General features: G+C 34.0%; 12 protein-coding genes. 3 read left to right on the plus strand and 9 right to left on the minus strand.

What is annotated here, in order from left to right; translation table 11 throughout:
• Nucleotides 1-57 precede the first annotated feature (57 nt).
• Nucleotides 58-729 (minus strand): YqeB family protein, encoded by a 672-nt coding sequence (locus LMD38_RS02655; RefSeq protein ID WP_062822597.1) that lies wholly within the window; start codon nucleotides 727-729, stop codon nucleotides 58-60.
• A 47-nt stretch (nucleotides 730-776) separates the two neighbouring features.
• Nucleotides 777-1,370, minus strand: coding sequence for a TetR/AcrR family transcriptional regulator (locus tag LMD38_RS02660; RefSeq protein WP_062822598.1), 594 nt, complete (start codon nucleotides 1,368-1,370; stop codon nucleotides 777-779).
• A 277-nt stretch (nucleotides 1,371-1,647) separates the two neighbouring features.
• Here LMD38_RS02660 and LMD38_RS02665 point away from each other — a divergent pair, with 277 nt between their 5' ends.
• Nucleotides 1,648-1,839: a YjcZ family sporulation protein gene (locus LMD38_RS02665; RefSeq protein WP_001290390.1), complete on the plus strand. Its 192-nt coding sequence runs from the start codon at nucleotides 1,648-1,650 to the stop codon at nucleotides 1,837-1,839.
• 50 nt (nucleotides 1,840-1,889) lie between these two features.
• Here the strand turns inward: LMD38_RS02665 and LMD38_RS02670 are convergent, their stop codons facing one another.
• From LMD38_RS02670 to LMD38_RS02695, 6 genes are all read right to left on the minus strand, one after another.
• The gene (locus tag LMD38_RS02670) at nucleotides 1,890-3,863 is read right to left on the minus strand and encodes an FtsX-like permease family protein (protein WP_062822599.1); all 1,974 of its coding nucleotides are present in this window, start codon (nucleotides 3,861-3,863) and stop codon (nucleotides 1,890-1,892) included.
• Nucleotides 3,860-4,612, minus strand: a complete 753-nt coding sequence (locus LMD38_RS02675; protein WP_000393244.1) for an ABC transporter ATP-binding protein — start codon at nucleotides 4,610-4,612, stop codon at nucleotides 3,860-3,862. The genes LMD38_RS02670 and LMD38_RS02675 overlap by 4 nt, the downstream gene beginning before the upstream one ends.
• A gap of 19 nt (nucleotides 4,613-4,631) precedes the next feature.
• Nucleotides 4,632-6,587 (minus strand): ABC transporter permease, encoded by a 1,956-nt coding sequence (locus tag LMD38_RS02680; RefSeq protein ID WP_062822600.1) that lies wholly within the window; start codon nucleotides 6,585-6,587, stop codon nucleotides 4,632-4,634.
• 79 nt (nucleotides 6,588-6,666) lie between these two features.
• A complete protein-coding gene (locus LMD38_RS02685; RefSeq protein ID WP_062822601.1) occupies nucleotides 6,667-8,640 on the minus strand; it encodes an FtsX-like permease family protein in 1,974 nt (657 codons plus the stop codon).
• A 94-nt stretch (nucleotides 8,641-8,734) separates the two neighbouring features.
• Complete coding sequence (locus LMD38_RS02690; protein WP_000765345.1) at nucleotides 8,735-9,757, minus strand: sensor histidine kinase; 1,023 nt, start codon at nucleotides 9,755-9,757, stop codon at nucleotides 8,735-8,737.
• Between the two features lie 2 nt (nucleotides 9,758-9,759).
• Nucleotides 9,760-10,455 (minus strand): response regulator transcription factor, encoded by a 696-nt coding sequence (locus LMD38_RS02695; RefSeq protein ID WP_062822602.1) that lies wholly within the window; start codon nucleotides 10,453-10,455, stop codon nucleotides 9,760-9,762.
• A 209-nt stretch (nucleotides 10,456-10,664) separates the two neighbouring features.
• On the opposite strand from LMD38_RS02695, the gene LMD38_RS02700 reads away from it, so the two are divergent.
• Both LMD38_RS02700 and LMD38_RS02705 read left to right on the plus strand, forming a co-directional pair.
• Nucleotides 10,665-10,937, plus strand: a complete 273-nt coding sequence (locus LMD38_RS02700) for an autorepressor SdpR family transcription factor (protein WP_001070523.1) — start codon at nucleotides 10,665-10,667, stop codon at nucleotides 10,935-10,937.
• Nucleotides 10,934-11,572 carry an SdpI family protein gene (locus tag LMD38_RS02705; protein ID WP_062822603.1) on the plus strand — a complete coding sequence of 213 codons (639 nt, stop codon included), beginning with the start codon at nucleotides 10,934-10,936 and terminating at the stop codon, nucleotides 11,570-11,572. The genes LMD38_RS02700 and LMD38_RS02705 overlap by 4 nt, the downstream gene beginning before the upstream one ends.
• Before the next feature lie 44 nt (nucleotides 11,573-11,616).
• On the opposite strand, the gene LMD38_RS02710 is transcribed toward LMD38_RS02705, so the two are convergent.
• Entirely contained in the window at nucleotides 11,617-12,489 is an 873-nt protein-coding gene (locus LMD38_RS02710; protein ID WP_062822604.1) for an AraC family transcriptional regulator, read from the minus strand.
• Nucleotides 12,490-12,570: the final 81 nt, after the last annotated feature.

Genomic DNA, 12,570 nt, shown 5'->3' on the forward strand with positions numbered 1-12,570 from the left:
AGAAAATGTAATTTCTCTGTGTGCTTTATTCGTTTTTTTGTGCTTTCTATCGCTCTATTACTTAATGGAACGGACATACTGATCTTCTCCATCGTCTTTGACAAAGACTCCTAGCTCATTCAAATCTTTGCGTAAATGCTTCTTTTTTTTCGAGTTTCCTTCTCGAAGGGCATTTCGTCTTTTATATAAAATCGTATTTACACTTTTACTAAATCGCTCATCCTCTAATTTCCATAGACTATAGTCCTGTTTATAAGGATCTTGTTCCACCCATGGAAAACCGTGCAGCAAGAAAATATCTTTAATTTTACGTGGATTTATATCAGATGTTTCACGTAGCCATTCTCGGTCTTCTTGATCAATGACCACCACTTGACGATTCTCTACAAAAACGACTTTTACATTCGCCTTTGTAATTTGTTTTTCTTGCTCATCTTTACTCATATGAATACCTTCTGAATTGATTTTCATCTTTAAAGCTTCACTATAAATAATGAAAGAAAATAAAATCCCTGCAATAGCGCCAATTGACATGAGGATAATTGGAAGCCAGAAAGGGTTAATAGAATGTAAAAGTTCTATAATTTTTGAATCAGAAAAGAGAGGAATCTTTTTTATAATCTCTATTAATTTAGGTGAAAAATATCCAATAACGCCTAAAAGGATTGGACTTACTATAGCAAGTAATTTTTCTAAAAAACCTAATCCAATGACAGATGCCTTTTTCATGTGTAGTTCATCCTTTCTAAATCTATATTTTTTCAAAATCAGGGCATTTAAATAGTGAGTTTCTTCACCATTTTTATGAGCTCATCTGAGTAATTTTCTATAGATATAGATGAATTCGCCTTTAGCATTCTTTCTTCGATTGCTCCTAAAATAAATGAAGCCAATGTGTCAATTCGGAAAGAGTTAGAAAAGACTCTATTTTGTTGACCAGTCTTCAAAATATTTAATAACATCGTTCTAAGTGCATCATCTTCTTCATCGTCTTCAATTCTGTAATAAGGAATATTCTCTTCATTTCTTGCATTAAAGACGATCTCAATTAAGGCAATATTATTTTTGTAATGAGTTTCTTGATAAGCCAAATGTGCTTCAATAAAAGCTTCTAGTTTGTTTATTTCAGATTGGGCTAATAGCACTCGATTGCTAATAAATTCATGTTGTTTCTCAACTAAAAATTGTAATGTCCGATTCATAAGATAAAGCTTATCGTTAAAATGATAAGAAATAAGTCCAGTACTAATCTTAGCTTTTTTTGCTACCTTCGTTAAGCTTAAGTTGTTATATCCAACTTCTTCTAACGTATCAATACATGCAAGAATAATTTGTTCACGCCTAGCCTCTGCAATAAAAGAATCAGTCACGCTATTCAACTCCTGATTTATATAATTTGAATGTATAATCAAAAAACTGATTGGTCGTTCAATTAAATTTTAGTAAGAAATTAGAAGTATGTCAAATGCTTTATGCTTACATCTTGAAAAGGCTAATTCGCCTATCAATGAAGCCCAATTGCCAAAACAAGCCCGTTTTTAAGTAAGCCAAGCTTCCGATTCGCCCTGAAAACATAATATAAATGGAATCCCCTCATTTAGAGCAAGGTGAACTTGTTATGAATGATACTAAAGGAGGAATAGAGTAATGAGCGAAAAGTGTGAACACAGACATGATGATTGTAACCGCAGACATGGGTGCGGAGGCGGTTTTGCGCTTCTAATCGTATTGTTTATTTTATTAATCATCATCGGTGCTAGCTGCTTCGGCGGAGGCGGTTGTGGTTATGGCGGTTACGGCGGCTACGGATATGGTGGCTACGGCGGATATTGCTGCTAATTAAAAACTATTGAAAATGGCCTTGTGCAATACGCACAAGGCCATTTTATTCATATTTTGATCTGCTGTGATAATTTATTAATGTACAGGGAACGAATTAAGAAGAAGAAAGTAATCTCGATCATCCCGAAAAAGGTGAGTACGATACATGTCTCTTTTAGTAATGAGAAAGAAAACATACTTTGTAAAAACTTAACGGCAAATAATGTGTGAACACCAGCAACGATGTAAGGAACGAAAAATAAAATTCCTAATTGAATCGTTGCGGAGCGAAACATTTCTGACTCAGTTAATCCAAGCTTTGTAATCGTAATATACTTTTGTCTTTCAGTTGTTAAGTCATTATACATACGGAAGTATAAAACACTAGCTGCTCCGATAAAGAAAATAAAGCCGAGAAATGTCCAAATAAAGAAAGTGGCAATTGAATTTCTTTTACCGTAAATGAGTTCATCCGTAGCTGTGTAAATGTGAAAAGGAATTTGAGCATGTTCTTCTTTGGTTTTTTTAAAGAAATCACTTGCATCATCACTAATTGTACGTAAAATATTTTTCGTCGGAACGATTGCATTTTCCCAATTCTCTACGAAATAGTTATAAATTATAGTCGTTTCAATATGAGGAATCATATTATTAAATACATAATCTTGTACGACAACTAAATGTGGGAATGCAAAGGATGGCTCGATCCCCTTATTAATAAACCCTTTAATGTGAAATTCTTTTTTATTAGAGTCAAGTGTAATCGTATTTTGTTTTGCAAATGGATTAGATACGAGATTAAGAAGTTCTGGTGAGTAGCGAGAAATAATATAAACTTGTGTAGAATCAAGTGTTATTTCCGGTCTTTTCAATTGTTTAGCAATTGCGTTATAATCACTCATCTTCATAAGCATAATATCTTCTTTTGAAGCTGTATCTTTTAATACTGTAAACTTATATTTTTTATAATCGAAATTGCTATTTGTAAGCTCAGTTTCAATTGTAATAATATGTTTTTGTTCAAGGTAATTGTCACCTTCTGATGTATAAGTGAAGGGGACAGGATACCGCTCTAGTACCGATGCCTTCGTATTATTATTAGCAGCAAATAATCCAATAATAATCGTAAATGCAAGTGCCGATAACATAGAAACGATAAAGAGCACATTAATATTACTACGAGTGCGGCTAGTTAAATCTGAAATCCATAACATATTTATTTGCTTCATATAAAACTTTCTTCGTCTTTTTAAAATCAAGATAAAGAGAAGAAATGTTTGGGAAAAGAATAAATATGTTCCGACTACTACGAGTGGCAAAATAGATAACATGATAAATAATACAGATCCATTTTGAACATTTTTTTCTGTTATGTAGCCTTGCGGATAACCAGCGATATAATAACATACTGCTAAGCAAATTAAAGCGAATATCGAAATGAGTATAGATGGTTTTTTTTCTTTATCGCCTTTTTTAGTCCCTTTAATGAGCTGTGTTGTTTTACGAGTGCGAATGAACATCGGTGTAAACGTAGAAACGATGAAAAATAAAATAATAAAAGTTACGGTTGTAACGATAATTGCTTCTGTTGGCCAATATAAATAGAGGCCTTTTGCACTTGTTAATTTAGAAGTAACGAGTAAGAAAAAGTTAGAAAACACAAGACCGCCTTGAATACCTACAAAGATAGCGAGTATTCCAATGATCATATTTTCAGTAAACAAAAGACGTTTTAATTGTTTTTGGGATATACCGAGAACAGTTAAAATGCCAAATTGTTGTTTTCGTACATTTAAAAATGTCCCAATAGAATATAAGAGAAAGAAGAACGAGAACAAGACGATAACAAACTGTGCCATTCCAGCTAAGTTCATGAGCGGATCTTGTTCCTGTAATTTATTCATAATTTGTAAGCGTGGATGATACGCGTATACAGTAAATGAAAAGAAAACCATGATAGAGAACGCACTACTTACAAAATAAGCGAAATATGCTTTAGAATTACGCGAGACATTTTTAAATGCAAATTGCCAAAATGTCATCCACGTCTTCCTCCTAGTAATGCTAGAACATCCAATATTTCTTGATAAAATTTCTCTCGGTACAATCCGCGGTGTAGTTCATTGTAAAGTTCGCCATCTTTAATGAAAATGACGCGGTTACAATAACTTGCTGCGAATGGATCGTGCGTAACCATTAAAATTGTTGCATCTTCTTCTTTGTTCAATTTCGTAAATAGCTCCATTACGTCAATAGCCGCTTTTGAATCTAAATTTCCTGTCGGTTCATCGGCAAGTAAAAGTGACGGATGATGAATAACAGCACGTGCTACTGCGGTACGTTGTGCTTGTCCTCCTGACACTTCAAAGATACGCTTGTCTAAAATATGATCAATTCCAAGTTTTTTTGAAATGTTATCAAGCTTTTCATCCATTTCTTTTAAAGGAACATTATCTAATGTTAAAGGTAGTACGATATTTTCACCGATTGTTAATGTATCTAGTAGGTTAAAGTTTTGGAAAACAAATCCTAGCTCTTGGCGGCGGAAAATAGCTAACTTCTCTCTACGAAATGTGTGCGGTTTTTTTCCATTAATCACGACATCACCAGCAGTCGGAGAATCAATGGTAGAAATAACATTTAAAAACGTAGATTTACCGCTACCAGATGGTCCCATAATCGCAACGAATTCACCTTTATCTACATGTAAATTTATATTTTTTAAAGCAGTATGAGGGACCTTTCCTTCATACACTTTTGAGACATTTTTAATGTGTAATACTTCTTCCATAATAATCACCTTTCTAATTTTAAAACTTAATGTGTTGTGATAATTTTTGCATATAGAAGGAACGAATTAAAAGGAAAAATAAAATTTCAACTGTTCCAAAAATCACCAGTACGACTGTAATCTCAGCGAAGAACGAGAGATGTAAAACTTCTTGCAGCATCTTTGTCGCAAACATCGTATGAATTGATGCCATAATGTACGGAACAAAGAAAAGAATCGCAAGTTGAATTGTAGCAGATCGTTTCATTTCGGCTTCTGTTAAACCAATTTTTGTAATCGTTACATACTTTTCTTGTTCATTTGTTAAATCTGTATGCATCCTGAAGTAAAGAACACTGCCAGCACCAATAAAGAAAATAACACCTAAGAAAGTACCAATTAAGAAGAACGAAGCGACATTTTGTTTTGTTGTGTATAGAGAATCGCTCGCTTCACTTGCATGGAAAGGCGGGTGCTCTGCTTGAATGTTGTTCCCGTCAGTATTAATTTTGTCTATGAATACCGCGCCGATGTTATTAGCTTTTTCCCAGTCCTTAACTTTAAAGCTATATACACTCATCTGTTTTGAAACAGTGGATAATGCTTCTACATTTTCATCAGATAGTATGAGCAATTGGTATATTAAGCGATTTGGGAATGGGTTATAACTTTTATATTCTTTCACTTGTAGTTGTAAATTGTTTTGCGTAAGTGTAAGAGTATTTTTCTTGTCTTTATTATGAAGCGTTCCAATAACTTGATCATCTAAGTCTTTCATAAGAATATAAGATTCATTCTTATTTACCTTGAGTGTTTCCCAATTTAAAGCCTTAGCAAGTACATTATAGTCACTTTGTTTAATTGCATAATAGAGCTGCGAATTTTCTTCCGCTGAAGATACTTCATATATATCCGTTTTAAATTGTTTATAAGTAAATTGCTCTTCATTAAATCTTTGTTTTAACCAGTTTAAATGTTCATCCGCCAACGTATTTTCAGTATGTGATAAATATGTAAAAGGAAAAGGATTTTCTCTTACTGTATCGAACTTCATAAATTTACCAAAACCATATAAGAATGTAATCATAGTAAAAGCAAGGGTTGATAGCATCGCTACAATAAAGAGCATGTTAATGTTTGTCCGAATGCGCGCTGCTAAATCAGAAATCCAAAGCATATTAATTCGCTTCATATAAAATGTTCTGCGCGTTTTTAATATACGAATGAGTAAAAAACTAATTTGTGAAAAGAAAAAGTATGTTCCAGCTGTAACAAGTGACGGAATGAGAAATATACTGGTGGCGGCGTACAAGAGCCCAACTACGTCGCCGAGCGACATGAAATATAGCGGATTGGCTGCTAGTACGTATCCAGATATTAAACATGTTGCACCAAATAGAGAGATGAGCACAGATGCTTTTCTTTCTTTTTGTTTTGTTCCTTCTTTTAAAAGACGTACAGCCTTTCTCGTCCGAATGAGCATCGGCGTAAACGATGAGACGAGAATGAAGAGTCCTAGAAAAATGATCATAGTTAAAATAATGGCAGCTGTTGGCCAATATAAATATAAACCAGGAACATGTGTAATCTTGGCAGTAACTAATAAAAAGAACTGCGAGAAGACAAGTCCAAGCTGAATGCCGAAAAAGATGGAAAGAACACCAATTAGCATGTTTTCTAGAAATACGAGTCTCTTTAATTGTTTTTGGGATATGCCAAGTACTGTTAAAATCCCAAATTGCTTTTTTCGTACTTTTAAGAAAGTACCGATTGAATATAGTAAAAAGAAAAATGAAAAGAATACAATGACAATTTCTGAAATTGTCATTAATATGTTCAGAGCAGCATTTACGCCTGTCATATGTAGTTTAGGATGAAATAAATAAACCGCAAACGAGAAAAAGATTGCGATAGAGAACGCACTGCTTACAAAATAGGCGAAATAAGCTCTGGCGTTTCGTGTGACGTTTTTAAATGCAAACTGCCAAAATGTCATTTGCCTAGCCTCCTAGTAGGGTGAAGAAGAAAAGGATATAAGAGATACCCTTTTCCTCTACTAAATACATTCATAAAATTTAACCATTCGTATACTCTGATAACTTTTGCATGTAAAAGGAACGAATGAATAAGAAAAAGACGATTTCAACTACGCCAAAAATAATAAGAACAGCTGAAATTTCTTTGAATAGTGATAGATCAATTACATCTTGGAGCATTTTCGTTGCGAACATTGTATGAATGGATGCCATAATGTAAGGGACGAAAAATAAAATACTAAGTTGAATGGTTGCAGATCGTTTCATCTCTTTATCTGTTACACCGATCTTAGAAATCGTTATATATTTCTCTTGTTCGTTCGTCAAATCTGTATACATTCTAAAATAAAGAACGCTCCCCGCTCCAATAAAGAAAATGACTCCTAGAAATGTCCCGATTAGGAAGTACGTGGCACTACCAGATGTGATTCTGTATAATGAACCTGCTGATTCATAGGAGTATATAAGGGCCCCTTCGTGCTGGAATTCTTGTAGATCTTTTTGTATTTTTCGTATAAAATCATCAGCAATTTTATACGTCTTTTCCCAGTTTTGTACTTTATAATTGTACGCTGCTACATGCTTTGTTGTATGTGGCAAGTTATTTACAACAGTATCAGGTAAAATTAAAGTTTGGTATGAAAAATTAGATGGAATGGCCCCTGCTTGTTCATAGCCCTTTACTTGTAATTGCGTATTCGTGCTAGAAAGTGTAATAGACTTTCTATTGTAGCTTGGCTCAAATTCGCTGAATAAGGTTACATAAGCGTTACCTGTTAAGACATATGCTTCATTTTCGTTCATGAATAGTTGTTTCATTCGCAGGGAAGCTGCGAGTTTATTATAGTCACTTTGTTTTATTGCATATATGTCATTATAAGCTGTTATACCTTCATCTTCTTTTAGTGGTGTTTCATATAAATCAGCCTTTATTTTTTTATAAGAGAAATTCTCTTTTTTTAATTGTTGTTCAAGCCAATTTAAATGATCGTCCACAAAAGGATTTGCGTCATAAGAAAAATAAGAGAATGGAAACGGTGAACTTCGCGTAACCTCTAGCTTTGTAAACTTTCCGACTCCATATAGGAACGTAATCATTGTAAAAGCAATTGTAGATAGCATCGCTACAATAAACAGCATATTAATATTCGTTCGGATGCGGCTTGCTAAATCCGAAATCCACAGCATATTAATTCGTTTCATATAAAACTTTCTTCTTTTCTTTAAAATATAAATAAGTAAGAAACTAATTTGAGAAAAGAAAAAATATGTCCCAATTGTCACAAGTGATGGAATCACAAAAATACTTGAAACCATATATATAACGCCTACTTGCGGGTTTATTGAGAAGAAATATTTAGGATTTGCAGCTAAAATATAACCACCTAATAAACAAATCGCACCAAATAGAGAGATGAATATGGATGGTTTTCTTTCTTTTTGTTTCCCACTATTATTCGTTTTTAAAAGGTTTACCGCTCTTTTCGTACGAATTAGCATTGGTGTAAATGAAGATACTGCAATAAAGAGACTCAGAAATACAATTGTTGTTAAAATAAAAGCATTCGTTGGCCAATATAAATATAGTCCTGGTACATGCGTAATTTTCGCTGTTACTAATAAGAAAAATTGCGAAAAGACAAGTCCAAACTGCATGCCGAAAAAGATAGATAAAATACCAATTAACATATTTTCAGTGAAAATGAGTCGATGTAATTGCTTTTTTGATATACCTAAAACGGTTAACACACCAAATTGCTTTTTCCGAACTTTTAAAAACGATCCGATTGAATAAAGTAGAAAGAAGAACGAGAACAAGACAATGATAACTTCTGAAAAAATCATTAATCCTGAAATTTCTGAGATCATACTGAAATTTTGTAATTTAGGATGAAATAAATAAACAGCAAACGAAAAGAAAACAGCAATGGAAAAAGAACTGCTTACGAAATAAGCAAAATAAGCTCTGGAATTACGTGTTACATTTTTAAAGGCAAACTGCCAAAATGTCATAATACGTACCTCCCGCTAGAAGACAAATATGTAGTTTTATTGCAAAAAATGTATGAGAGTAAGTTCTCATACATTTTGCTAGCATATGTTGCGATCATGCTTCGGTCACCTTCTCCGTATGTTCTGCTTGATTATTTGCAGCGTTGTGGAAGATGATTTTAATCGTCGTTCCTTTACCAACTTCAGAATCTAGTTTGACAGAGTGACCTAAATAATCACAAATTTTACTTACGATATAAAGTCCCATACCAGTAGATTCTCCGAATGTACGGCCGTTTTTCCCAGTGTAAAACGGTTCGAATACTCTTCGAATATCTTCTTGCGGAATACCAACACCTTCATCACGAACTTCTAAAATAATATCTTTTCCATTTCGGTAAGCGGATAAGAATACTTTCTTTCCGCGCTCACCAGAGTAACGAACAGCATTTGTCATTAACTGATAGATGATAAATTTTAGCCATTTCGCATCAGAAGCAACCTTTAAATCAGAATGAACTTCTAAAACAGGGAAGACTCCATTACGAATGAATAGCTCTTTTAATCCATTAATATTTTTTGTTACCGTGTCTTTTAATGAAATCGTCTCAACATGGAAGTCTTCATGGAAGTTATTTAACCTTGCCATGTATAAAGCCATATCAAGCCCTTGGTTTAGACGTTCTAATTCTTTTTTGAATTTCGGAATCAAATGTTCATCTTCCATTTCGAGAACCATAAGCTGCATAACAGAAACGGGTGTTTTCATTTGATGCACCCAGTGGTTAATAAATAATTGATGTTCTTGTTGTTTTACTTCGTACGATTGTAGCTCTTTTTGGAATAGACGATACTGCGTGCGCACGAGTTCATTTACACCGTGAGGCATCGGAGCAGTTGCTCTTTCAATAAACGCATCTTCCATTTTTTCTGGTTGCTCACTTAATCTATGGTACATTCTACGATTGCGGACGTAACGGTAAGCGAGGAAACAAATAAATAAGTATAAACTTAAAACGACGAAGTAAAATTTATTATTTTGAAATCCATCTACTGCATCATAAAGAACGAAAATGATACCGAAGTTTAATACGTACAGTAGAAAAAATGCAAAATGATCACGTAAAAATAGCTTCATGCTTATTCACTCCAAGTTGCGTTAAAGCGATATCCAAGTCCACGTACTGTTTCAATAGAGTTCTCAATGCCAAGCTCATTAAACTTTTTACGAAGACGTGTAATGTTTACGTTTAATGTATTTTCCTCAACGAAACTTTCGTCATCCCATAGAGCAGCTAATAAATCTTCACGGCTCGCCGTACGAGGGAATTTAGATAATAACATTTCTGCTAAAATAGCTTCTTTCTTCGTTAAAAGAACTTGCTCAGATCCAAAATGAATTTCTGGACGCTCTGGGAATAGTTTTAAACCTTCTACTTCAACGATACGTTCAGAAATATTTGGTGCATAATCACCGTAAATACGGCGTAATTGTCCTTTAATTTTCGCCATTACAACGTCATAGTGGAACGGTTTTGTAATATAATCATCCGCACCGCTTTCAATCGCCATAATTTGTTCCATTTCACCAGCACGAGCTGAAATGAAAATAATAGGACAAGTAGATTCATGACGAATTTGGCGGCACCAGTAGAATCCATCGAATTTCGGTAAGTTTACATCAAGTAAAACAAGATGTGGTTTCACTGTGTTAAACGATTCCATAATATCATCAAAGTTTTCAGTAACAACAGCGTCGTAACCGTACTTTTGAATATGAGATTGCAGTAATGATGAAATATTTGGATCGTCTTCAACGATTAAAATTTTATACATATGTATATTCCTCCTAAAAAAACAATTGTAGCTATAGTGTATCATGTGTTTCAAGTCTTTTCATTAAGTTGAAAGATAAGCTAGTAAACAGTATATGTCAAAAGCGTAGAAAGTAAAAAAGGGCTTCTTATATAATTGACAATTAACCGAAATCATTTTAACATTTAGATAAATATCTAAATGTCTAATTAGTGAAGGGAAGAAAGACATTGAATCAAGCATTTAAAGCATTAGCAGATCCAACAAGGCGAAAAATTTTAGACTTATTAAAAGAAGGTGATCTAACCGCTGGTGAGATTGCTGAACATTTCAATATGACAAAGCCAAGTATTTCACACCACTTAAACGCACTTAAAAATGCTGAACTTATTCAAGATGAAAAAAAAGGTCAGTTCGTTATGTACTCTCTAAACACAACTGTATTTCAAGATTTATTAACTTGGGTGTTTACGTTTACGAATAAGGGGGAAGAGGGGAAATGAGAAAACATGTATTTCCGTTATTATTAATTGCTTTAACGATTATTGCATGGTGCGTTGCTTGGCCGAATTTACCAGAAGAAGTTCCGAGTCACTGGAATGTTTCGGGTGAAGTAGATGGACATATGTCTAAAATGGGAGGTATGATTTTTGATGTGGCAATTATGGTTTTTATATATGCTTTATTGACTGTATTGCCTAAGATAGATCCGAAGTATAAGAATTATGATAAGTTTTCTAAGGGATATAATGTAATAAATTATAGTGTATTGATCTTATTATTTTTAGTAAATATCATTGGAATTGGAGCTGGATTAGGTTATGACATTCCAATGAATAGTACACCGCATATTCTTGTTGGTCTTTTATTTATGGTTATAGGTAACTATTTACCACAATGTAAACCAAATTACTTTGTAGGTATAAAAACACCGTGGACATTAAGTAACGAGGAAGTATGGAGAAAGACACACCGTTTTAGCGGAAAAGTGTTTGTTGTATTAGGGGTTATTATGATTTTAAGTATTTTTGCCCCCGTAGCGTGGAAAGGTTTCCTAATCATTGGAATTATTGTCGGGGCAGTAGGATTAACGATGGGATATTCTTATGTTGCTTATAAAAAAGAACTAAAAATGTAAACAAAGCTGCTTTTCCTTTCAAGGAAAAGCAGCTTTGTTTTTTATCACTTCTTCAAAACCGGTATCCAAATTTCACTTTTAAAGTTTGGAGAGGATGTATCTTTCTGTTCATTCCACAATATTTCCGGTCCTTCCGCTAGTTCATAGTTTGAGGAAGGAAACCATTCGGAATAAATACGGCCCCATATGTTTTGTAATGTTTCAGGAAATGGGCCGACAGCTTCAAATATAGCCCACGTTGAAGCTGCGACTTCAAGTTGCGCGAATTGCTCTGGACAATCTTTCGTTGTGGCTACTCCAATGTAGTGATCGAGTTCGCCTTTTTCCTCCATTCTGCCTTCAGAAAAGTTAGTAGAAGCACTAATGATTCCATTCGGTGCCATGTTTGAAAGTGACTTTAACGTTTGAATGGACTTTGGATTTAAACGATTCCACATAGAAGCGATTTCTTCATTTACACCGTTAAATACAATCGGTACTCGTTTTGTAATACCTATAATTCGAAATGGTTCTTTTTCTTCAATTCGATAGTTCATTTCGTTTCCTCCTTGGATGGATAATTGGAAGGTCATTGGTGAATAGGCTTTTAAGGAATGACTACTATTTCGGGCCTCTGAAGGTGTTATGCCGTGTAAGTTTTGAAAGGCGCGAGAGAATGAATCTGGTGAGTTGTATCCATATTTGATAGCGACATCAATGACTTTTGCATCGCTATTTTTTAGTTCAAAAGCAGCGAGAGTAAGACGTCTACAACGAATGTATTCTGATAGTGATATGCCAGCTAGGAAAGAAAACATTCTTTTGAAATGATATTCCGAGCAGTAAGCTAGCTTCGCAACTTCTTTAAAATTAATTTCATTTGTTAAGTTGTTTTCAATATATCGCATTGCAGCATTCATATTTTTAAGTGAATCCATATTATGACCTCCTCTGTACATAGAATAGCAGGAACGAAATAGCTCCACCCGACATTTCGTGCACAACTTTGTAGGGTACAT

This window comes from Bacillus pacificus (assembly GCF_020861345.1).
GTDB lineage: Bacteria > Bacillota > Bacilli > Bacillales > Bacillaceae_G > Bacillus_A > Bacillus_A pacificus.